The organism is Labrenzia sp. VG12 (assembly GCF_002237595.1).
Lineage (GTDB): Bacteria > Pseudomonadota > Alphaproteobacteria > Rhizobiales > Stappiaceae > Roseibium.
The window spans coordinates 4,094,037-4,116,331 of the sequence record NZ_CP022529.1 but is presented as its reverse complement, the minus strand read 5'-3'; the positions used below and the strand labels follow the sequence as shown (position 1 = coordinate 4,116,331).

The following is a 22,295-nucleotide window of genomic DNA, read 5'->3' as shown; positions in this document are numbered from 1 at the left end:
CGGATCGGCCGCGCCGGTCAGTTCTTGTTCTGGCGGGCATTCGCCAGATAGTCGATCTTGAACAGGTCCGGATTGGTCGGGCCGTTGGAGACAACGTTATAGACGGCGACCGAGGTGTCATAACCCTGCTGATCCGTGACGGTCCATTGCTTCAGGGCATAGTCCTTGGCATCGAAAATCAGCGTCAGCGTGCCGGAGTTGAACTTGGTCTTGTCGAAGATCGTGACCGTAACCAGATCCTCCTCGACCAACACGTTGGTGACATTGGTGTCGCGCTGCAGATCGATGGAGTCGGACAGAAGGAAACGCAGGGGCGTCTGCCCCAGCGGCCAGATGTCCTGGGTGTTGAGCTTGCGGTCGCGCACGGAGACGGACTTGCCGTCGGCGACGATGTCGAGCACGGAGGGCTTGTTGTAGTAGAAACGCACCTTGCCCGGGCGGGCCATATAGAACTTGCCGTCAGACTGGCTGCCGTCCGGACCGAACTGGATGAAGTCGCCATGCATGGTCTTCACCGAGTTGAAATAGCTGTTCAGGTCGGTGAGCGTCTTCTGTTCCTGCTCGGTAAGCGCTGCTGCCGGAAGCATTGCAGAGACGGCGAGAACCGCGGCCAGACCGGTTGCCGCAATCGGTTTGAGCAGGCGGTGTGCGAAGCGTTTCAGCATGAGGCAATGTCCTAAATCAGTTCGTGCCGTTTGGCTTTGTTCCTAGGTAGTGATCCTGTGTGGCAAAGCTTTGGCAGGATTTACCCTAACACATCAAAAGTCTTCTTCGACGCCGTTTTGCACGAGAATCTCGCGTTTTCCGGCATGGTTGGCGGCGCTGATCAGGCCTTCCTGTTCCATCCGCTCGATCAGGGAGGCTGCCCGGTTGTAGCCGATCGACAGGCGTCGCTGAACGTAGGAGGTCGAGGCCTTCTTGTCGCGCAGGACAATGGCAACCGCCTTGTCGTAGAGTTCGTTGCCCTCGCCACCGCCGGCCAGACCGCCACCACCGTCATAGGGGCTGTCGCCCCCATCTTCTTCTTCCGTGACGGCTTCCAGATATTGCGGTGTGCCCTGGACCTTCAGATGCTTGACGATGTCCTCGACCTCGTCGTCGGACACGAACGGGCCATGGACACGCTGAATGCGGCCGCCGCCGGCCATGTAGAGCATGTCGCCCATGCCGAGCAGCTGCTCGGCGCCCATTTCGCCGAGGATCGTGCGGCTGTCGATCTTCGAGGTCACCTGGAACGAGATCCGGGTCGGGAAGTTTGCCTTGATGGTACCGGTGATGACGTCGACGGACGGGCGCTGCGTGGCCATGATCAGGTGGATGCCGGCGGCACGTGCCATCTGGGCCAGACGCTGGATCGCGCCTTCAATGTCCTTGCCGGCCACCATCATCAGGTCGGCCATTTCGTCGACGATGACGACGATATAGGGCATTGCCTCGAGCGGCAGTTCCTCTTCCTCGTAGATCGGCTGGCCGGTCTCGCGGTCGAAGCCGGTCTGAACGGTGCGTGTAAAGCTCTCGCCCTTTTCGAGCGCCTGCTTGATGCGGGTGTTGTAGCCGTCGATGTTGCGGACGCCCATCTTGGACATCTTCTTGTAGCGGTCCTCCATCTCGCGGACGGTCCACTTCAAGGCGACAACGGCCTTGTTCGGATCGGTAACGACGGGTGTCAGCAGATGCGGAATGCCGTCATAGATGGAGAGTTCCAGCATCTTCGGGTCGATCATGATCATTTTGCACTGTTCGGGCGTCAGCCGGTAGAGCAGAGACAGGATCATGGTGTTGATCGAAACGGATTTACCCGAACCGGTGGTGCCGGCGACCAGGAGGTGCGGCATGCGCGCCAGATCGGCCACGACGCTCTCGCCATTGATGGTCTTGCCGAGCGCCAGCGCCAGCTTGGACTTGGACTTTTCGAAGTCCTGTGCGGCCAGCAACTCGCGCAGGTAAACGGTCTCCCGCCGCGCATTGGGCAGTTCGATGCCGATGGCGTTCTTGCCCGGAATGACGGCCACGCGGGCCGAGATCGCGCTCATGGAGCGGGCGATGTCATCGGCAAGGCCGATGACGCGGGACGACTTGATGCCCGGGGCCGGTTCCAGTTCATAGAGCGTGACGACCGGACCTGGGCGAACCTCGATGATCTCGCCGCGCACGCCGAAGTCCTCCAGCACTCCTTCCAGGATGCGGGCATTCTGTTCCAGGGCGTCGGCGGACAGGCCCGGAACCTTGCCGCCGGCCTTCGGTTCGGCCAGCAGCCTCAGGGGCGGCAGCTCGTATTCTTCCGGCGCGCCAAGGAAGGACGGCTGGGCTTCTTCCATTGCCCGTTTGCTTTGTTTCGGGCGCGGCGCCGGCGGAATGACCCGGCCCGCCGGTGCAGATTGGGCCGGGGCTTCCGGTTGGGCAGGTGCCTGGTCCGGCGGCGGTGCGATACCGACCGGAACGGCAGGCCGGCCGGAGACCGGACCCTTGTCGATCAGGAGTTCATCGGGCTCGAAGCTCTCGCCGTCCTCGTCGAAGGGCGGTTCGGCATAGGGATCTTCGTCGTCGTCGGGATGCTGGCCGCGCTCGTAGAATTCGTCGAGGCCGTCATCGTCCTCGGGCATCAGACGGCCGGTCAAAACCCGGCGGAAGGCCTTGAGGCGGCTGCCCTGCCGGCTGTCTTCGGGCTCGTAATCCGGTTCCAGCTCGTCGTCGTCCCAGGTTTCCTCGTCCTCCTGGGGCCGGGAGCGTTTGAAACCTGTCAGACGGCGCAGATGAGCGGCGGTCTGGAGACCGACATGCCCCATCTGGCCGACAAACGCACTTGCGAAGAGGGCAAGGCGGGATTCGCCTTCTTCCTCGTCCAGACCCAGATCTTCCTCGATCGACTTGCCGTGACCCTTTGCGGTTGGTGCGGGCTCCGTGCGTGGAGCCGGTGCACCGGCTTTGCCCAGCCAACCGGCAGCGGCCAGCAGGAAGAGAATGGCGGGAACACCAAGTCCGAGACCGCCGACAATGGTGGCTGCGCCACCGGTCATGTTGTCCGTGATGAGCGCCGGGAACCGGTGCACGTAATCACCGAAAAAGCCGCCAAGACCGGTTGGCAGCGGCCAGCTGTCGGGCACCGGCAGTGCGGCAAGCGCCCCGGCGGCAAGGCTCGAGCCGGCCAGCCAGTAGGCCAGGCGTTTGCGGCCGATCCCAAGCTCGTGTCCGGCGAGCAGCCGCCAGCCCCAGAGCACAAGCGGAACCAGGAACACGGCCGTGGCAAGGCCGATGGTCTGCATCAGGATGTCGGAAAGAATGGCGCCCGGTGTGCCGAGCGCGTTGCGCACGGGTTCGTCCGTGGCATGGTTGAGGCTCGGGTCGCTGACCGACCAGGTGGCAAGGCTTGCTGCCAGCATTGCGGCAAACGCTATGATGCCGAGACCGGCTGCCCCGACGAGGTTGCGCCGCAGAAACCGTTTGATCGGGCTCTCGGTGTCGAGCAGATCGACCGAGGCCCTGCGGCCGTTGCCGCGAGTTGCGCTGGCCCGCCTCATTCTGTCTCTCCCATCCAGTTTGCCAAACGTCGAAGGGCGATTTCTGCCTGCTCGAGCGGTGCCGCCAGGCTGATGCGGATATAGCTTTCGCCGGGATTGCTGCCGTCCGACTGGTCGGAGGCGAGGAAACGCCCGGGCAGCACCTTCAGGCCGGCATCGCGCCAAAGCGCCTTTGTGACCGATACCCCGTCGCCCCAGCGGCTGACATCCAGCCAGAGGAAAAACCCGGCTTCGGGCGTAACCGGTCCGAGGATCGGGCCGAGAATGCGTTCTGCGGCCGCGAATTTCTCATTGTAAAGACGCCGGTTCTCGATGACGTGGGCTTCGTCCTGGTAAGCGCGCACGGCGACAGCCTGTGCCGGGAGCGGAACCTGTGGCGCCGCCAGTCCGCGGAATTTTGCCCATCGTTTCAGGAACTCCGGATCGCCGGCGGCAAAGCCGCATCTGAGGCCGGCCAGGTTTGAGCGCTTGGAAAGGGAGTTCAGCACGACAATATTGGCAAAGCCGTCTTTCAGCGGCAGGGCCGCTTCCAGAATACCGGGAGGCGGTGTGTCGCGGTAGATTTCCGAATAGCATTCGTCGGCAAAGATGATGAACCGGTGCTTGCGGGCCAGTTTGATCAGGCGCTGCCAGTAGGCGATGTCGGCGACATAACCTTCCGGGTTGGTGGGCGATGCCACGTAGAAGGCAACGGTGCGGTCGAGCAGGTCATCGCTGAGACTGTCGAGATCGGGCAGGAAGTTGTTGCCCGCAACCGCATCCAGCAGAACGGCTTCGCCGTCTGCCACATGGGCTGCGGCGGCGTAGGTCTGGTAGAACGGGTTGGGCAGGATCACCGCCGGATGGTCCAGTCCCTTGTCCAGCTGGTCACGCGCGGCGATGGCACCGAAGGAAAGACCTTCACGGGACCCGTTGAGCGGGAGGACACCGTGATCTTCGTCGACGGCGCCTCCAAGATCGTATCTCTTGTCCAACCAGGCGGCGATGGCCTGCCGGAACTCCTGCGAGCCGTTGATCGGCGGGTATTTTCTAAATCCGGCCATGTTTTCCATCAGTACTTCGGCTGTAAACGACGGAATGGCATGCTGCGGCTCGCCGATTGTCATGATAATCGGGTCCAGACCTGCGGCCTCTCCTTCCAGGAGTTCGGCAAGGCGCTGAAACGGATTGGAACTCGGCAGAGAAACACCGCGCTGATAAGGCTTTGGGCTGGCAGTCATCTAGGATCCGGCAGTCGTGACGCATAACTTCGCGTTCACCCTATCGCCTGCATGGTAAATCTCTTATTAACCAAGCAGGCGAGGGGTGCTTTTCCTGATTGCAATTTGTGCTCGTGCCGGTCAGCCTGACCCCCATTGAGCGATGATCTGGAGCCGTCATGTGGACTTCCCTTCTTCGTGTTCAGCCTGTTTGGCTGATCGTGACCCTGTCTCTGATCCTGTTCCTGCTACCGCGTGCCGTGCTTGGCGATGTCACGATCAGGAGCCAGACCAATCTTTACGAGATTGGCGGTGGCACGGCGGAAGAGCTGATTAAGGAAATGGCTGAAAAAGGCCCACTCGACGCGCCCGGTGCGACCCGCCACTGGGCGCGCACGAATTGGCGGATATCCTGGCAATACCGATATGCCTATCGTGGCCAGACGTGTGTGATGACCGCAGTCTGGACTGAGCTGGACCTGGAATTCATCTATCCGCTCTGGACCCGGAAAACCGGCGCCTCCGCACACCTCAAATCGTCCTGGGGAGCGATGATGCGCGAACTGGAAGCCCATGAGCAGGGGCATGCGGACATGGCGATCGACATGGTGGAAGAGATTGACAGGACGCTTGAAGCCATGGAGTCCGACATCAGTTGCGAACGGCTCAATGCGGACGCGAGGCGGTTCGGGCAGGCCAAGCTGGCTGAGCTGCGGCAACAGGACATCGACTATGACCGGGAAACGCGCCATGGCGCCACCACCATTCCGCCCCTGCGCGATTAGACAATTGTTTTCATTCAGCTACAGTCCGGAATGGTGCAGATGCTGCACCATCTGGAGGATCACATTTGACTGAGCAGCCATTGACCGTCGTCTGTTTCGGCGATTCCCTGACCTGGGGCTTCAACCCGGCCGACAAGACCCGTTACGGGCATGATGTGCGCTGGACACGGCTGCTGCAAAAGGAACTCGGGCCGGATTTCCACGTGGTCGAGGAAGGCATCAACGGGCGCACCACCGTTTTTGAAGATCCGGTTCGCGGCGACAAGAACGGGCTGCAGCATCTGGCCGGTGTGCGCAAGACCCACATGCCAATCGACATCCTGATCATCATGCTGGGCTCGAACGACCTTCAGGACAGGTTTGGTCTGAGCGCCGACGCGATCGGCCTCGCTATGGGGCGGGTCCTGTTTGCCGCAACGCAGCCGACCGATGATGTCGAAGGCAGGGCGCCGAAGGTCCTCTTGATGTCACCACCGCCGCTGGGCGATTTCACCGGCAAGGAATATGCGGGCGTCTATTCGAATGCGCATGGCGGTGAACAGTCGAAGCGGTTGGCCGGCGTCTATGAGAGACTGGCGAAGGACTATGGCGTGGCGTTTTTCGACACGGGAACCGTGATTTCAGCCAGCCAGGTGGACGCCATTCACTTCGATGCTGAACCGCAGGCGGGTCTGGCAAAGGCGATTGCGCAACAGGTGCGGGCACTCGTTCAGGGCTGATCAGCCGTTCAATCGTTGCAACGCTTTTCTGATGCGAACCTTCACCGAGGCAGCGGTTTCCCTCGACAGCGCTTCACTCAATCTTCGACGCGTCGCCTGGTTTCTGCCCGGAAATCGCTCCGCCAGAACGCAGAGGGCATGCCAGGCCCAGGCACGAACAAAGGGCTTTTCCGACTTGAGGGAAGCCTCGACGAATTCCGATTGGAGCGCTTCGGAGTCATCCGGCAGATCGAGATGCTCCAGATACTGCAGGACATGCAGGCGTGTCTGCCAGTCCCCGGTATCGGCCACTTGAGAAATGTGTTGCTGCGCAAGTTCTTCTGAAGGCGCCACACCCCCACCGTCAAAATGATGTTTCAACAGCCAGGTCGCGCCGCGCTGGCATTCCTCAAGCGCGGCCATTCTTACCATCGAGTTCAGAAACTCAGGATTGCCGGCTTCATCATGAAACAGGCCTGTCAGGGATTTGGTGTCCTTTCCGTCCCATTGGGACAGGAAGCTGAAAAGCGTTTGGGTCATCAGTCAACCGTTCAGAAATCGACCGTCAGCCCCTTGATCTCCCAATCGTCGTAGCGGGTGGGTTCCAGCCCGCCCCGGCCATTGACCTCTTCCGCCATGCCTTTTTGACGCTCATCGATTTCCTTGCGGCGTTCTTCGGCTTCTTTCAGCGCGCGCTGGGCGGCCGGCGGCAGGTCCTCAAACCGCTTTTTCGGCGCGCTTTCCACGTCCGTTTTCAGGGAAGGGGCATCGCTCTGGCTGTAGGCGGCAGTCGGGGTCTTCGGGTCGTCCGTCATGGATCTCGGCTCATTCGGCATGAAAGGTTTGTCACCTATATAGGCTAAACTTGCCAAGAATGGCAGCAATCCCCATCTAGCTGACTGAAACGGGAGGCCAAAGGCGCCTCCGCATAGACAGCAAGATACAGGGACAGAAACGGAAACCGCGAGCGATGAACTACATTCGCACTGCAATGCTCCTGGCGGCCATGACCGCCTTGTTCATGGGGATCGGTTTCATGATCGGCGGACAGTCGGGCATGCTGATTGCCCTGCTCATTGCCGCGGCCATGAACCTGTTCAGCTACTGGAACGCCGACAAGATGGTGTTGCGCATGCATCATGCGCAGGAGGTGGACGAGCGATCGGCACCGGACCTTTACCGGATGATCCGGCAACTGGCGCAGAACGCCGATCTGCCGATGCCCAAGGTCTATATCATCAACAACCCGCAGCCGAACGCCTTTGCGACCGGCCGCAACCCGCAAAATGCGGCCGTTGCGGCAACGACCGGGCTTCTGGACATGCTGACGCCGGAAGAGGTTGCCGGCGTGATGGCCCATGAGCTGGCCCATGTGAAGAACCACGACACCCTGATCATGACGATCACGGCGACGATTGCCGGTGCGATCTCCATGCTGGCGAATTTCGCCTTCTTCTTTGGCGGAAACCGCAACAACCCGCTTGGGATTGTCGGCATGCTGCTGATGATGATCGTTGCGCCCATGGCAGCGATGGTGGTGCAGATGGCGATTTCGCGGACACGCGAATATGCCGCCGACCGCATGGGCGCCCAGATCTGCGGCGAACCCATGTGGCTGGCTTCGGCGCTGGCCAAGATTTCGGGCGGTGTTCAGCGCATCCATAATCCGGACGCGGAAAACAATCCGGCGACCGCGCATATGTTCATCATGAACCCGCTCTCGGGCGAGCGCATGGACAATCTGTTTTCCACGCACCCCAACACCCAGAACCGCATCGACGAGCTGCGCAAGCTGGCCGATGCAGGGCTCGGATCCGGTGGCGGCCGGTCCTTCGGCAGCCGGCAGAGCTCGCCCGCCGGGCCGTGGCAGGGGACAGGACGCACGACGTCGTCCGGCTCGCAGAACCGACCGAAGGGCCCCTGGGGCTGACCTGAGGGCCATCCGGCAAAAACCGCTTTGACCGAAGCCTCTTGAGCTTTAAACTGCACAGATTGCGCCGCAGCCGGAGCCCCGGACTGCGGCGCTTGGTTTTGAGACTGTCCGCACATGTCCGGACACCGACGAGATTGGAATGGCTTCGTGACCAGACGGCCGAACACCAAAAACAAACCCGGCAAGATGCCTTCAGAAGACACACAGGAAAAGCCGGGCTTTGCCGCGCGCAAGGTCGCAGCCGATATTCTCGGTAATGTCGTTCACAAGAAACGCCCTCTGGATGGCGAGCTCGATGTTGCTTCCGGTCACTCTGGTTTTCGGGCCTTGGCCGGCAATGATCGCGCGCTGGTTCGGGCCATTGTCGGGGCAGCCCTGCGGCACCGGGGTGAAATCCTGGAGATCCTGGAGCGTTTGCTCGACCGGCCGATCCCGGAAAAGACAGGCCGGGTGCAGGACATCCTTCATGTCGCCGTCAGCCAGATGCTTTATCTCGACATTCCCGACCGCGCTGCCGTGTCGCTTGCCGTCGACCATGCCGGTCTCGACCGGCGGGCGCGGCCCTACAAGGGCCTGGTCAATGGCGTCTTGCGCCGGCTCGGACGGGAGCGCGACGACATCACAGGGGACCTTGAACCGGATCTCCTGAACACGCCCGACTGGCTGATGGACAGCTGGTCTGAGGCCTATGGCACCGAAACCGCGCGCCAGATGTCTGCCGCACATCAGCAGGAGGCTGCGCTCGACCTGACGGTCAAGACGGACCCGGCCGGCTGGGCAGAAAAGCTCGAGGGTCAGGTCGTTGCCGCGGGCAGTGTCCGGCTCGCCAAAAAGGCGGCCGTCGAGACGCTGGAGGGATTTGAGGACGGCAGCTGGTGGGTTCAGGATGCCGCTGCTGCCTTGCCGGCGCGGCTACTGGGCGACGTTCAGGATCTCAACGTGGCGGATCTTTGCGCCGCGCCTGGTGGCAAGACCGCCCAGCTGGCGGCGGCCGGGGCCGAGGTGACGGCGGTCGATATCTCCAAGGGCCGTCTGAAACGGCTTGAAGAGAACATGACCCGGCTCGGGCTGACAGTTCGGACCGTTGCCTCCGATCTTCGCCAGTTTGAACCCGAAGCGCCGTTTGATGCGGTTTTGCTGGATGCCCCGTGCAGCGCCACCGGCACGATCCGCCGCCATCCGGATGTGCCCTGGATCAAGAAGCCTTATGACATTGAGAAGCTGAGCGAGATCCAGAAGGAGCTGCTGGACCGGGTGGTGGACTGGGTGCGACCGGGTGGCCTGATTGTGTATTGCACCTGTTCGCTTGAAGCCGCCGAGGGCGAGGCTCAGGCCGATGCTTTTATCGGCCGTCTGGGCGACAGGATCGCACCGGTTCCGGTCACTCCGGATGAGGTCGGGGGTCTTGCACACCTTGTTACAAATACCGGGTATCTGCGCTGCCTGCCCTGCCATGAAGCTGATAAAACACGAGAAAACACAGGTCTGGACGGATTTTTCGCCGCCAGATTCCGCCGTCTTTAACGCCGCATAAACCGTTCACTTGCAATGATTCTTTAAATGAAATGCTAACCTTAATGGTTCGTTCTCTCAGATTTTGAACCCGGAGAGTTCCCATAGACGCGTATAAACCATCAGTGTTGGGGATGGTTTGGTGAATATCGCAAGCCTGAGTGAAAGAAGCCGGATCTGGCGTCTTGTGGCCCTGCATGTTTGGCAACGCTCCCTGAAATGGATGCATGGCGGTCCCCTGTTCCGCATGCAGCCGTTTTCTGCTGTGCCCGCGCGTCTGCTGATTGCCCCCCAGGATCTGCGCACGGCCGACGCCACCAACGCGGCCGACATTTACGGGGGGCGGTTCCTGTTTTCAGGTCATCTGGTGGAAACTCAGGGGCGTTCGCCGTTCGAACTGAAGGCCGTTCACGAAGACTGGCAGCGCGAGTTGCACAGCTTTGGCTGGCTGCGTGACCTGAGAGCGTCCGACAGCCAGATCTCCCGCCAGAATGCCAGAGCCCTTGTCGAAGACTGGATCCGCTATTCCGGCCGCTGGCACGATATCGGCTGGGAAGCCTCGGTGGTGACCCGCCGGATCCTGTCCTGGCTCGCCCACTCCCCGTTTATCCTGCAGGATGGCGACCACGAGTTTTACCGTCGCTTCGTCAAGTCGCTGGCCCGGCAGGTGCGCTTCCTGCGCCAGACCATAAACGAGACCGAAGATGGTGTTGAACGGCTTCATGGCGCGCTGGCCATTGCGTCGGCCTGTATTTCCATGGCCGGACAGGGACGTTTCGCCCGCCAGAGTATCCGGCGGCTTGATCAGGAACTTGCCCGCCAGATCCTGCCGGATGGCGGGCATATCTCGAGAAATCCGAGAGCCCTGATCGACATTCTGGCCGATCTTCTGCCCGTCCGGCAGGCCTTCGTCGCCCAGGGGCTGGAAGTTCCGCCCGCCATGCTGCAATCGGTCGACCGGATGATGCCCCTCCTGCGGTTCTTCCGTCACGGCGACGGCGCTCTCGGCCATTTCAATGGTATGGGATCGACGCCAAGCGATCTGGTGGCCACGATCCTGGCCTATGACGACGCCCGCGGCGCGCCGCCGGTCAACGCGCCGCATTCCGGCTACCAGCGTTTGAGCGGCGGGAATTCGGTGGTGCTGATCGATACCGGTGCCGCACCCTCTGTCAATGTGTCCGGCGATGCGCACGCCGGGTGTCTTTCCTTCGAGTTTTCCTCCGGTGCCAACCGGATCGTGGTCAATTGCGGCGTGTCGCCGAAATCGAACGCGCTCTGGCGCAGGGTAAGCCGGTCGACCGCGGCCCATTCGACCGCGGTTGTCGAGGATACGTCGTCCTGCCGGTTCCTGTCTGACCGGCCATTTGGCCATATTCTGGGCGCACCCATCCTGTCCGGGCCGTCCAAGGTGCCCGTTGAGCGGGCCGACGATGCCGCAGGCAGCCAGGTGACCGCATCTCATGACGGTTATGCGGCCGAGTTTCGCGTCACACACCAGCGGGAGTTGCGCCTGGCAGGAGACGGCACGGTTCTGGATGGCGTCGATACGTTCAATGCGGTTGGTGCGGTCGATCCGGAGCATCGCTATGCGTTGCGCTTTCATTTGCATCCCGGATTGCGGGCCTCGCTGATCCGGGGCGGGTCCGCCGTGCTTCTCGTCTGCAGGGACGGCGAAGCCTGGGAATTCGACGCACCGGGCAATGAGGTCACGCTCGAAGAGAGCATCTACCTGTCCGATGTCTTTGGTCACCGCAAGGCGGACCAGATCGTGATCAACGGCTTGCTCCTGGAAACGCCCTCCGTCAGCTGGCAGTTCCGCAAGACGGCAACGGCGAAGCTCAGCCGGCGCGGAACCAGCGATTTCGACGAGGTCGAGGAGCTGCCGCTCGAAGAATAGGCACACCTCTCCCATAGGTGACCTTCCGATTTGCCCGAAAGCGTGCTAGGGCGACGCCAACTCTCCCAAGGCGTCCCCAATCGCGAGGCAACTTCATGGCCATTGTGTCCAAAGCCGTACCCGTTCCCGAACTCGTTCCCGTCAAGCGCGCGCTGCTTTCCGTCTTCGACAAGACCGGTCTGGTGGACTTCGCAAAAGCGCTTGCTGACCGAGGTGTCGAGCTGGTGTCGACCGGCGGGTCCTACAAGGCCCTGAAGGATGCGGGTCTCAAGGTGCTGGACATTTCCGAAGTGACCGGTTTTCCGGAAATCATGGACGGCCGGGTGAAAACCCTGCACCCGAACGTGCATGGCGGGTTGCTGGCCATCCGCGATGATGCCGACCACCAGAGTGCGATGGCGGATCACGGCATCACCGGGATCGATCTCTTCTGCGGCAATCTCTACCCGTTTGAGGAAGTGGTCGCGTCCGGCGCCGATTATGCTACCGGGATCGAGAACATCGACATTGGCGGGCCTGCGATGACCCGGGCAGCGGCCAAGAACCATGCCTATGTCACCGTCGTCACCGACCCGGGTGACTATGACACCGTGATTGCCGAACTGGATGCCAATAACGGCCAGGCACCGATTGCATTGCGCAAGAAACTGGCGCTGAAGGCCTTTGCCCGCACGGCGGCCTATGATGCGGCCGTGTCCAACTGGATGGCGGATCAGCTGGACGAGGCCACGCCGGCGCACCGGTCGGTTGGCGGTGCACTCGCCGAAGTCATGCGCTACGGCGAAAACCCGCATCAGACGGCGGGCTTTTACAAGACCGGGGAGAACCGTCCGGGTGTTGCAACGGCAACGCAACTCCAGGGCAAGACGCTTTCCTATAACAACATCAACGACACGGACGCGGCCTTCGAACTGGTCAGCGAGTTCGACCCGGCCCGCACCAGCGCCGTTGCCATCATCAAACACGCCAATCCTTGCGGTGTTGCCGAAGGGGCCAGCCTCAAGGAAGCCTACGAGCTGGCCCTGCGCTGCGACCCGGTGTCGGCCTTTGGCGGCATCGTGGCACTGAACCAGACGCTGGATGCGGCTGCTGCGGAGGAAATCGTCAAGATCTTCACCGAGGTGATCATTGCCCCGGATGCCGATGAAGCCGCCCGCGAGATCATCGCGGCGAAGAAAAACCTGCGCCTGCTGGTGACCGGTGGTCTTGCCGATGCCCGGGCCAGGGGGCTTTTTGTCAAGTCGGTCGCCGGCGGTCTGCTGGTCCAGTCGCGTGACAATGGTGTCGTCGATGATCTGGATCTGAAGGTTGTCACCAAGCGCGCACCAAGCGAGCAGGAACTGGCGGACCTGAAATTTGCGTTCCGCGTGGCCAAGCACGTCAAGTCCAACGCGATCGTCTACGCCAGGGATGGTGCGACTGTCGGTGTTGGCGCCGGCCAGATGAGCCGGGTGGATTCGGCCCGCATTGCGGCGCGCAAGGCGCTCGACGCAACCGAGGCGGCCGGACTGGCCGAACCGCTCACCAAGGGCTGCGTTGTGGCTTCCGACGCATTCTTCCCGTTTGCAGACGGTCTGCTGTCGGCCGCCGAAGCCGGTGCGACGGCGGTCATCCAGCCGGGCGGTTCCATGCGCGACGATGACGTGATTGCGGCGGCCGACGAAGCCGGCCTTGCCATGGTCATGACCGGGATGCGCCACTTCCGCCACTAAGCGCCTGAACCGGCTCTTGCGAAGGCCCTGGCTCCGACTGGATCCGGGGCCTTGTCGTTTGTGCAGAGCTTAGCAGTCTAATTGATTGCAATTATTGTAAAAACTGCGGAGCGTTCTTCAGAAAAGATTCACCCTTTGAAGACCTTGTTAACGCCCTCCCGTTAGTCTGCTGCAAGCTTCGACAGGTATTCGCCTGTCCATTTCTTGCGATTTTCGGAGAACATCGGTGTTTAAGAGAGCGAAGGTCACTACAAAGCTCATCGGCGCCAGTGCGGCGGCGCTAACCGTAGCCCTTGTGGTCGGTATCAGCTTTATCGGCTGGCAGGCCTCGAGCATCACGGGTGAAGTCGCCCGGACCGAGGCCGAGGCGGTTGCCCGTGAACAGGCCGAATTCGTGCAGCGTGGCCTGGAAAAAGGCCTGAAATCTGCACAGGCCCTGGCCAGCACGCTCAGCGGCATGAAAAAGGGCGGGGTTGCCGACCGTGAGGCCTGGAGCGCGGTGGTCGAGAATCTCGCCCTGACCAACAAGGATCTGTCAGGTGCCTGGGGCGTGATCGTCGACGATCAGCTCGATGGCAAGGACGCCGAGTTCAAGGGCAATGAAAAGTGGGCCGTGAACGGCGCCTGGCAGCCCTATTATTTCCGTAAGGGGGACGGCACCCTCGCCTACCGCTCGATTGAGGAAATCGCGATCGGTGACATGAACGATGCCGGTCAGCTCTGGTTCAACGGCGCGTTCGTACCCGGCAAGGACTATGTGACCGAGCCCTACAGCTGGGAAGCCGATGGCAAGACCGTGACCGGCGTTTCCTTCAGCATACCGATCAAGGATGGCGGCAAGACCATCGGTGTTGCCGGTGGCGACATTCTGCTGACACCGCTCTCTGAAGCCCTGGGTGCGCAAAAACCGCTCGACACCGGTTCCGTTCATCTGATGTCCCAGAACGGCGTCTGGATCGCGCATCCCGACCCGGCAGTGCTTGGCAAGGACTGGGCCGAAGGCCGGTCAGATGCCGACCTGGCCGTTCAGTCCGCCCTGCTGGAAGCTGTCAAAAACGGCAAGCCTTTCGCTTATGACGGCTATTCCAACACCCTTGGCACGGATGTGCACCGTATCGTCATGCCGGTGGAAATCACCGGAACAGACGCCAAGATGGCGGTGGTGGTGAATGTGCCGCTGGCGACGCTGAATGCAGCCTCCTCCCAGATCACGACGCTGATCATCGGCGTTGGCGTGGTGCTCCTTCTGGTGGTGGCGCTTTCGATCTATGTGGTTGGCAACACCATCGTGCGCCGTCCGCTGGAACGTGCCGTCGGCAGCATCCAGGCCCTGATTGACCGGCGGTATGACGAGCCGATCCATGACACGGAGCGGGCCGATGAAATCGGCGAGATCAGCAAGGCGCTGGAAGTTTTCCGCGACAAGGCGCGCCAGGCCGAAGCCCTGACCGCCGAACAGGAAGAGGCGCAGCGCCAGCAGCTGGCCCGCGCGGAGCGTATCAGCGAACTGTCGCAGAATTTCGACCGGCAGATCTCGGAACTGACCCAGATCGTCATGACCCAGGTGGAGGACCTGAACGCGGCGTCCGGCACGTTGACGGCGGGCGCCGACGACACAAGCGACAAGAGCACCGCTGTGGCGGCCGCCTCCGAAGAAGCCTCGTCCAACGTGGAAACGGTTGCCTCGGCCGCTGAAGAGCTGATGGCCTCCGTCGGTGAAATCTCCCGGCAGATGACACAGTCGACCGAGATTGCCTCCCATGCGGTGGATCAGGCCCAGTCGACCAACGCCAAGATCGAGGGGCTTGCGGAAGCGGCCAACCGGATCAGCGAAGTGGTCAAGCTGATCACCGACATTGCCGAACAGACCAACCTTCTGGCGCTGAATGCCACCATCGAGGCAGCACGCGCCGGGGAAGCCGGCAAGGGCTTTGCGGTTGTCGCGGCGGAAGTGAAGGAACTGGCCAACCAGACCGCCAAGGCGACCGAGGAAATCTCGCTGCAGATCCAGTCGGTGCAGACGGAAACCGCCGGTTCGGTCGAGGCGATCAAGGGCATCTCGGAAACCATCGAGAAGATGAACGAGATCTCCTCTTCCATCCAGAGTTCGGTGGAACAGCAGGGTCTTGCGACCGACGAGATCGCCCGCAACATCCAGGAAGCTTCCAACGGCACGCAGGAAGTGGCCCAGAACATCGTCAAGGTGGCGGCCTCGGCCGACGACACCGGCAATGCCGCCCGTCAGGTATCGGCTTCGGCCAACGTGCTTCAGACCGAAGCCAACCGGCTGAAACAGGAAGTCGAGGGTTTCCTCGCCAATGTCCGCCAGGTTGCCTGACACCTTCTGATCGAACGAAACAGAGAACGCGCCGGACATGTTCCGGCGCGTTTTTCTTTGCCGTCGGGATGGTTTAATCCGCTTCCCGTGTCCGGTGCACCGCCCGGACGGGCTTCAGGCCTGAAGCGACACCTTCGGGAATGAAGACCGGGCGCAGCACGCGCAGGCGGCTTTTCTGCCCGCCGGACGGCAGGCTCTGGAAGACGACTTTTTCCGCCTCCATCACCAGGATGCCGCCAAAGAGTGGCCAGATTCGGCGCCCGATGTTTTCCCAGGTCCGGGCGGCCTTCAGAACAGCGCGCTTGCTGGACGGTGGCATGAACAGGGCTTCCCGGTCGTCCAGAACGTTGAACTGACAGCTTTTCAGCAGATCCTTCATCTGCCGGCTGGAATAGGGCCGGCCATAGCCGAAGGGCGACAGCTCGGATCGTGCCCAGAGACCACGCCGGTTGGGAATGACGGTGATCAGGCGCCCACCTGGAGCCAGCACGCGCCAGGCTTCGCGAAGGACTGCCGCCGGGTCCGAACAGTGATCGAGCGCGTGCACCATCATCACCCGGTCGAAATAGGCATCGGGAAAGGGCAGATCCGTGTCTTCCACGAGCGCGCAGGCGCTGTCGCGCTCCCTTGGCCAGGCAACGGCGCCCTGGGGGGCCGGCATGGCCGCGATCGCCCGTTCCGCGCTGTCCATGTAAGGACGCATGAACGGGCCGGCATAGCCGATGCCGAGCAGGCTCTTGCCGGCCATGTCCGGCCACATGTTGCCGATGGGAGCGCCGATCAGACTGCGCAACAGCTGGCCGAGCGGTAAATCGTAAAAGGCGCGCAGATGGACGACGTCGAGATACATTCAGCCTGGCTCGGTGTGGTTCAGGGGCGGTTCCTGATCGCCGCGATTGAACATGGAACCGGCGCCAAGCGCAAGATCTCATGCCTTGCTCTTGAATGTGCGCTTTGCCACTTTACGTTTCAACCAGCCAGTCCTCGAAAGGAGCCCGCCATGGCCTTGCGCGACACAACCGAAATCCATCAGTTCACCTGCCTCGACGACAATTTCGGCGTGCTGGTGCATGATACGGAGACCGGCACAACGATCGGCATCGACGTGCCGCATGCCGTTGCCTATGAACAGGCTCTGGAGCAGACGGGCTGGACGCTCAGCCACATTCTGATCACCCACCATCACTGGGATCATGTTCAGGGCCTGGGCGAGCTCAAGCAGAAAACCGGCGCCACCGTCATCGGACCCGAGCGGTCACGCCAAAAGATTGCCGAGTTGGACCGCACCGTCGAAGACGATGATGATGTCCTGTGCGGCCCCTATGAAATCAAGGCGATTGCAACGCCCGGACACACGCTCGATCAGATCTCCTGGTACATTCCGTCGATTTCCATGGCTCATACAGGCGACACCCTGTTCTCGCTCGGTTGCGGCCGGGTGTTTGAGGGGGACAAGGAGATGATGTGGTCATCGCTGTCGAAGCTGATCCGGAAACTGCCGGACGACACGGTGATCTATTGCGGCCATGAATATACCGAGGCCAATGCCCGATTTGCCCTGACGATCGAACCGGACAATGCCGAGCTGAAAGCCCGTGCGGACGAGGTCATGGCCCTTCGTGCCAGACGGGCACCGACCCTGCCGACCACGATGGCGGTCGAGAAAGCGACCAACCCTTTCCTGCGTGCCGGCGAAGCGTCGGTTGCCGCCGCCCTCGGCATGGAAGGCAGATCCGCGACGGAGATCTTTACCGAGATCCGGACCCGCAAGGATAATGCCTGAGCGATAATCCTTCAGCATTTCCACGTGGGAAATTCACGGATTCTGAAGTGAAAGCCTTAAATCCATCGGGTTTTGCCCCCATATGCACGTGTATCGTGATCATGAAGGGGCAAAATCCATGACACCTGCCAGTTCCGAAGCCCATTTATCCCGCTCTGCGGAGCAACGTGCAAAGGACGTGGTTCACCGTATCGTCAGCCAGGCCGAGGCCATTCCGGTGCATCACGGCGGTGGTCACAAGCTGGATATGCAGGTGCTTTACGAGGAAGTGGTTGCCGCCTTGCGCGAAACCATTGATGATCTGGCTTTCTGTTCCGGGTCCAAGCCGTCCTGATCGGCCGCCCGGGCTTGACTTGTCCAGATTGAAGCCGGGGTAAAGGATGACCGTTTCCCAGGACCTGACGGCAGATCAGGTCGTTTCCCTCCTGAACATGCAGCCGCATCCCGAAGGTGGACACTATGTCGAAACCTTCCGGGATCCCGTCACGGACGAGAGCGGGCGGGCCGCATCGACACTGATCTATTTCCTGCTTCCGGAAGGTGTTCTGTCACGCTGGCACAAGGTGGATGCGGTGGAGACCTGGCACTGGTATGCGGGGGCGCCCCTGGAACTGTCGATAAGTTCCGATAGCGGCCCGAAAGAAGTGCTGACACTTGGCAGCGACCTTCTGGCAGGACAGCGCCCGCAGGGCATTGTGCCGCGCGACGGCTGGCAACAGGCACGTTCGCTCGGTGCCTGGACGCTGGTCGGCTGCACCGTGGCGCCCGGATTTCAGTTCGAAGGGTTTGTCATGGCGGCGGAGGGCTGGGAGCCGGGACAGTGATCAAGCTCCTGTTCCAGAAGCGCATCTTCATCGGCTATGTGGCCAGCGCGCTGGCGGCCAGTTTCACGCTTCATCTCACGCTCAACAGTGTGTCAGGCGGCGGTGGTGGCCTGAGCGTGAACATGGTCGTCTATCTGTTTCTGCTGGTGTTCGTGACGCTCTATACGGTCGTGCCGTCGCTTCTTTTCATTGCCTTTTGCGAAAAGCGGACAATCCGCAGCGCCCCTTCCTACATGCTCTTTTCGGCAATCCTGGCGTTTGCCGGCCTGCCTGTCATCCTGATGAGCATCGACTGGGAAATCTTCAAGACCGCCATGTTCTGCATCCCGGCGGGGCTCGTCTCCGGTCTGGTCTACTGGTATTTCGCCGGGCGCCATGCAGGTGACGATGCAAGGCTGCTCAAGGCCCAGATCGAGGCGTTTGACTGACAAGATGATTTGTACAGCCGGCAGCTTCTAGGCCAAACCTGCAATCGCGCTGGCAAAATCCTTCGCCGAAAACGGCTCCAGATCCTCAACACCCTCACCGACCCCGATGAAATGAACGGGCAGGCCGTGTTTGGCGGCAATCGCCACCAGGATGCCGCCGCGGGCGGTGCCGTCGAGCTTGGTCATGACAAGGCCGGTGACGCCGGCAACCTTGCCGAAGATCTCGACCTGGTTGAGCGCGTTCTGACCCGTTGTGGCGTCCAGGGTCAGGAGAACCGTGTGCGGCGCATCGGGATCGTGTTTCTTGATCACGCGGATGACCTTTTCCAGTTCATCCATCAGCTCGGCCTTGTTCTGCAACCGGCCGGCGGTATCGATCAGAAGAACGTCGACGTCCTGTTCCCTGGCAGCCTTCATGGCGTCGAAGGCAAGGCCGGCGGCATCGGCACCGGTGTCGCGGGCGATGACCTCGGCACCTGTACGCTCGCCCCAGATCTTCAGCTGCTCGACGGCTGCCGCGCGGAACGTGTCACCGGCTGCCAGCATCACCGATTTGCCCTCGGAGCGCAGTTTCTGGCTGAGCTTGCCGATGGTGGTGGTCTTGCCGGTGCCGTTGACGCCGACCATCAGCACCACATGCGGCTTCTTGCCGGTGTCGAGATTGAGCGGATGCGCGACCGGTTCCAGGACCTTTTCGACCTCTTCGGAGAGGATCTCGCGAACTTCCTCCGGCGAGATCTCCTTGTTGTAGCGCCCGTCGGAGAGCCGGTCCGTAATCGCCATGGCCGTGTCGACGCCGAGATCGGCCTGGATCAGGATATCCTCCAGCTCCTCCAGCATGGTGGCATCAAGCTTGCGCTTGGTGAAGATCGAGGTAATGCCTTCGGTCAGGGAGGCAGACGAGCGCGACAGGCCGCTCTTGAGGCGCTGGAACCAGGACTGTTTCGGTTCTTCCGCTGCCGGCTCGGGCTCGATCGGCGGTTCGATCACCGGGTCCGTTTCGGCATCCATGGACACGTCTGTCGGAAGAATGTCTCCGGGCAACGGATCATTGAGTGCAGGGATATCCGGTCCGAGCGGCAGCCCCGCTTCCAGCGGCATTGCCTCGAACGGTTCGTTCAGCGCGGCAACCGGACGGACTTCCATTTCGGTGTCGAGGGTGGGGTCGTCCTTGGCAGGCTCTTCAGCGGGAGCTTCGGGAACTGCTGCCGTATCCGGTTCGACCTGCTCTTCCGGCTTGTCCTTGCCGCCGAACAGCCGTCCCAGAAACCCGCGTTTTTTCTCGCTCATGAACCTGCCTTTAAAATCTGCCCATCATCGTGTCCCGCCGCTGCCGGCGAGACTTCAATTCAAAATCTCATCCTGCAGAAGCGCATGGCGCTGTTCTGGCGGATGGCGGTGTTTCCGGTTGAGGCCTTCGTCGACGCCTGCCACCAACAAGCGACATCGGTAGCGCCCTTCACGCGGCCCTGGAAAGCGCTTCGCCCAACAGATGGCGACCGGTATGGCCGATAATTCTCGTTTCGACAATCTCTCCGGCGCTGCCGCCGGTCAATTCGACCTGCGTGAACTGTTCGGTTCGTCCCAGGCCTTCCTTTTCAATCAACACCGGCCGGATCTTGCCGACTTCCGCCGACAGATGCGCAGCCAGCGCCTCGGCACCCTTGGCGCGAAGCCGGGCGCCACGGTCCTTGACCACGTTGCGCGGCAGTTGCGGCATGCGCGCCGCCGGGGTGCCCGGGCGCGGCGAGAACGGAAAGACATGCAAATGGGTCAGACCGCAATCGTCGACGATCTTCAGCGAGTTCTCGAACATTTCGTCGGTTTCGGTCGGGAAACCGGCAATGATGTCGGCCCCGAAAACCACATCGGGGCGCATGCGCCGGACTTCATCGCAGAAGCGGATCGTGTCGGCTCGCAGGTGCCGACGTTTCATGCGTTTCAGGATCATGTCGTCACCGGCCTGGAGCGACAGGTGGAAATGCGGCATCAGCCGTTCATCCTCGGCAATGACCCGCATCAGGTCGTCATCCGCCTCGATGGAGTCGATCGAGGAAAGACGCAGCCGTTTCAGCTCTGGAACAACTTTCAGGATTTTCGCGGTCAGTGTGCCGAGCTTCGGCGTGCCCGGCAGGTCCGCACCGTAAGAGGTGATGTCGACGCCGGTCAGGACGATCTCGTTGTAGCCGTTGGCGACGAGACGCTTGATCTGGTCGGTGACGACGCCCATCGGAACGGAGCGGGAATTGCCACGGCCATAGGGGATGATGCAGAAGGTGCAGCGGTGGTCGCAGCCGTTCTGGACCTGGACAAAGGCCCTTGCGCGGCCGGTCAGACCGTCAATCAGGTGACCGGCGGTCTCCTCGACACTCATGATGTCGTTGACGCGCACCTTCTCGGTTTCCGAGATGCCGAAGGCCGCGACGTCCGAATAGGACTTGCGCTCCAGCTTTTCGGTGTTGCCGAGCACCAGATCGACTTCCTCCATGGACGAGAAGGTTTCGGTTTCCGTCTGTGCGGCACAGCCGGTCACGATGACGCGCGCATCCGGATTGTCGCGCTTGGCCTTGCGCACGGCCTGGCGGGCCTGACGGACAGCCTCGTTGGTGACGGCACAGGTGTTGATCAGGATGGCGTCCTTGAGGCCGGCAGCCTCCGCCTCGCGCTTCATCACCTCCGACTCGTAGGAATTGAGCCGGCAGCCGAATGTAACGACATCGACGCTCATGACGCTGCCCCGGCCTCACCGGTCTGGTCACCGCTTGCCGTCTTGCGCCAGGAAAGCGTTTCCAGGTCAACCTCGCCCTCGAATTCGACTTCCGTCAGCCCGGTCATCAGCACGTGGCCATCGCTTTCGCGCCATTCGATGCCGATCGGGCCACCGGGCAGATGGATGGTGGTCTTGCGGCCGGTCTTGCCGTCGCGCGCTGCCGCCACGCCAACCGCGCAGGCGGCCGTGCCGCAGGCGAGGGTCAGGCCGACACCGCGTTCCCAGACCTTCACGCGGATCTGGTCCTCGGCAAAGATATGTGCCAGCGAAATATTGGCGCATTCGGGAAAGATCGGGTGGGTTTCCAGCAGCGGACCGATCCGCTCCAGCTCATAGGCTTCGACATCGTCGACCCAGAAGATCGCGTGCGGGTTGCCCATGTTGACGGCGGCCGGCGTGTGCAGGATCGGATCGTCGATCGGGCCGATCTGTAATTCGATGGCGCGCGTGTCGGCAAATTCCTCGGCCAGCGGGATTTCGTCCCAGTTGAGCCGCGGGGTACCCATGTCGACGGTGACCGTGCGCGGGCCTTCAGCGTCAAAGGCATGCAGCAGGCCGGCGCCGGTCTCGATGGTCACAAGCTCCTTGCCGGCCTCTTCCATGAGCAGGCGTCCAATGCAGCGTGTGGCGTTGCCACAGGCATCAACTTCGCCGCCATTCTGGTTGTGGATGCGCATGAAGGCGTCAACGCCGAGGGAAGACCGCTCCACGGTGATCATCTGGTCGAAGCCGATGCCTGTGTCCCGGTCTCCCAGGGCGGCAATCACGTCACGGCCGAGGCGCAGCGGCTTTTCGCGCGCGTCCCAGACCACAAAATCGTTGCCGAGGCCATTCATCTTCAAAAAGGGTCTGGTTTCAGACGCCATACCGGGTGCACTTCTTCGCTTGAGCTTGA

The 22,295-nt window shown here is 61.6% G+C and carries 20 protein-coding genes; 11 read left to right on the top strand and 9 right to left on the bottom strand.

Going from position 1 to position 22,295, the window contains the following annotated elements:
• Positions 1–17: 17 nt before the first annotated feature.
• The 3 genes from CHH27_RS19070 to CHH27_RS19060 form a co-directional block, all read right to left on the bottom strand.
• Positions 18–665, bottom strand: coding sequence for an outer membrane lipoprotein carrier protein LolA (locus CHH27_RS19070; protein WP_094072991.1), 648 nt, complete (start codon positions 663–665; stop codon positions 18–20).
• A 93-nt stretch (positions 666–758) separates the two neighbouring features.
• On the bottom strand, positions 759–3,518 hold the full coding sequence (locus tag CHH27_RS19065) for a DNA translocase FtsK (protein WP_094072990.1): 2,760 nt from the start codon (positions 3,516–3,518) through the stop codon (positions 759–761).
• Positions 3,515–4,738: an aminotransferase class I/II-fold pyridoxal phosphate-dependent enzyme gene (locus tag CHH27_RS19060; RefSeq protein WP_094072989.1), complete on the bottom strand. Its 1,224-nt coding sequence runs from the start codon at positions 4,736–4,738 to the stop codon at positions 3,515–3,517. The genes CHH27_RS19065 and CHH27_RS19060 overlap by 4 nt, the downstream gene beginning before the upstream one ends.
• 158 nt (positions 4,739–4,896) lie before the next feature.
• Here CHH27_RS19060 and CHH27_RS19055 point away from each other — a divergent pair, with 158 nt between their 5' ends.
• Together CHH27_RS19055 and CHH27_RS19050 are read left to right on the top strand one after the other, a co-directional pair.
• Entirely contained in the window at positions 4,897–5,502 is a 606-nt protein-coding gene (locus CHH27_RS19055; RefSeq protein WP_094072988.1) for a DUF922 domain-containing protein, read from the top strand.
• Between the two features lie 65 nt (positions 5,503–5,567).
• Entirely contained in the window at positions 5,568–6,221 is a 654-nt protein-coding gene (locus CHH27_RS19050; protein WP_094072987.1) for an SGNH/GDSL hydrolase family protein, read from the top strand.
• On the opposite strand, the gene CHH27_RS19045 is transcribed toward CHH27_RS19050, so the two are convergent.
• Both CHH27_RS19045 and CHH27_RS19040 read right to left on the bottom strand, forming a co-directional pair.
• On the bottom strand, positions 6,222–6,740 hold the full coding sequence (locus CHH27_RS19045) for a hypothetical protein (protein ID WP_094072986.1): 519 nt from the start codon (positions 6,738–6,740) through the stop codon (positions 6,222–6,224).
• An 11-nt stretch (positions 6,741–6,751) separates the two neighbouring features.
• Positions 6,752–7,015 carry a DUF1674 domain-containing protein gene (locus tag CHH27_RS19040; protein ID WP_094072985.1) on the bottom strand — a complete coding sequence of 88 codons (264 nt, stop codon included), beginning with the start codon at positions 7,013–7,015 and terminating at the stop codon, positions 6,752–6,754.
• A 155-nt stretch (positions 7,016–7,170) separates the two neighbouring features.
• Between CHH27_RS19040 and htpX the strand changes: the two genes are divergently transcribed.
• The 5 genes from htpX to CHH27_RS19015 all read left to right on the top strand — a co-directional run bounded on the left by htpX (position 7,171) and on the right by CHH27_RS19015 (position 15,595).
• Positions 7,171–8,130 carry a zinc metalloprotease HtpX gene (htpX, locus tag CHH27_RS19035; RefSeq protein ID WP_094072984.1) on the top strand — a complete coding sequence of 320 codons (960 nt, stop codon included), beginning with the start codon at positions 7,171–7,173 and terminating at the stop codon, positions 8,128–8,130.
• A 189-nt stretch (positions 8,131–8,319) separates the two neighbouring features.
• Complete coding sequence (gene rsmB, locus CHH27_RS19030; RefSeq protein WP_094074867.1) at positions 8,320–9,657, top strand: 16S rRNA (cytosine(967)-C(5))-methyltransferase RsmB; 1,338 nt, start codon at positions 8,320–8,322, stop codon at positions 9,655–9,657.
• Between the two features lie 211 nt (positions 9,658–9,868).
• Complete coding sequence (locus CHH27_RS19025) at positions 9,869–11,545, top strand: heparinase II/III family protein (protein ID WP_094072983.1); 1,677 nt, start codon at positions 9,869–9,871, stop codon at positions 11,543–11,545.
• Positions 11,546–11,640: 95 nt separating this feature from the next.
• Positions 11,641–13,257, top strand: coding sequence for a bifunctional phosphoribosylaminoimidazolecarboxamide formyltransferase/IMP cyclohydrolase (purH, locus tag CHH27_RS19020; protein WP_094072982.1), 1,617 nt, complete (start codon positions 11,641–11,643; stop codon positions 13,255–13,257).
• Between the two features lie 226 nt (positions 13,258–13,483).
• On the top strand, positions 13,484–15,595 hold the full coding sequence (locus CHH27_RS19015; protein WP_094072981.1) for a methyl-accepting chemotaxis protein: 2,112 nt from the start codon (positions 13,484–13,486) through the stop codon (positions 15,593–15,595).
• A gap of 73 nt (positions 15,596–15,668) precedes the next feature.
• On the opposite strand, the gene CHH27_RS19010 is transcribed toward CHH27_RS19015, so the two are convergent.
• Entirely contained in the window at positions 15,669–16,445 is a 777-nt protein-coding gene (locus CHH27_RS19010; protein WP_094072980.1) for a class I SAM-dependent methyltransferase, read from the bottom strand.
• Positions 16,446–16,595: 150 nt separating this feature from the next.
• On the opposite strand from CHH27_RS19010, the gene gloB reads away from it, so the two are divergent.
• The 4 genes from gloB (at position 16,596) to CHH27_RS18990 (ending at position 18,630) form a co-directional block, all read left to right on the top strand.
• Positions 16,596–17,378 carry a hydroxyacylglutathione hydrolase gene (gene gloB, locus CHH27_RS19005; RefSeq protein ID WP_094072979.1) on the top strand — a complete coding sequence of 261 codons (783 nt, stop codon included), beginning with the start codon at positions 16,596–16,598 and terminating at the stop codon, positions 17,376–17,378.
• 118 nt (positions 17,379–17,496) lie between these two features.
• Positions 17,497–17,712 (top strand): hypothetical protein, encoded by a 216-nt coding sequence (locus CHH27_RS19000; protein ID WP_094074866.1) that lies wholly within the window; start codon positions 17,497–17,499, stop codon positions 17,710–17,712.
• A gap of 46 nt (positions 17,713–17,758) precedes the next feature.
• Positions 17,759–18,202: a cupin domain-containing protein gene (locus CHH27_RS18995; RefSeq protein WP_094072978.1), complete on the top strand. Its 444-nt coding sequence runs from the start codon at positions 17,759–17,761 to the stop codon at positions 18,200–18,202.
• Positions 18,199–18,630 carry a hypothetical protein gene (locus CHH27_RS18990; protein WP_094072977.1) on the top strand — a complete coding sequence of 144 codons (432 nt, stop codon included), beginning with the start codon at positions 18,199–18,201 and terminating at the stop codon, positions 18,628–18,630. The genes CHH27_RS18995 and CHH27_RS18990 overlap by 4 nt, the downstream gene beginning before the upstream one ends.
• A gap of 27 nt (positions 18,631–18,657) precedes the next feature.
• On the opposite strand, the gene ftsY is transcribed toward CHH27_RS18990, so the two are convergent.
• The 3 genes from ftsY to dapF form a co-directional block, all read right to left on the bottom strand.
• Positions 18,658–19,920, bottom strand: coding sequence for a signal recognition particle-docking protein FtsY (gene ftsY, locus CHH27_RS18985; protein ID WP_094072976.1), 1,263 nt, complete (start codon positions 19,918–19,920; stop codon positions 18,658–18,660).
• A 169-nt stretch (positions 19,921–20,089) separates the two neighbouring features.
• On the bottom strand, positions 20,090–21,358 hold the full coding sequence (gene mtaB, locus CHH27_RS18980) for a tRNA (N(6)-L-threonylcarbamoyladenosine(37)-C(2))-methylthiotransferase MtaB (protein WP_094072975.1): 1,269 nt from the start codon (positions 21,356–21,358) through the stop codon (positions 20,090–20,092).
• Positions 21,355–22,266 carry a diaminopimelate epimerase gene (dapF, locus tag CHH27_RS18975; RefSeq protein WP_094072974.1) on the bottom strand — a complete coding sequence of 304 codons (912 nt, stop codon included), beginning with the start codon at positions 22,264–22,266 and terminating at the stop codon, positions 21,355–21,357. The genes mtaB and dapF overlap by 4 nt, the downstream gene beginning before the upstream one ends.
• Positions 22,267–22,295 lie beyond the last annotated feature (29 nt).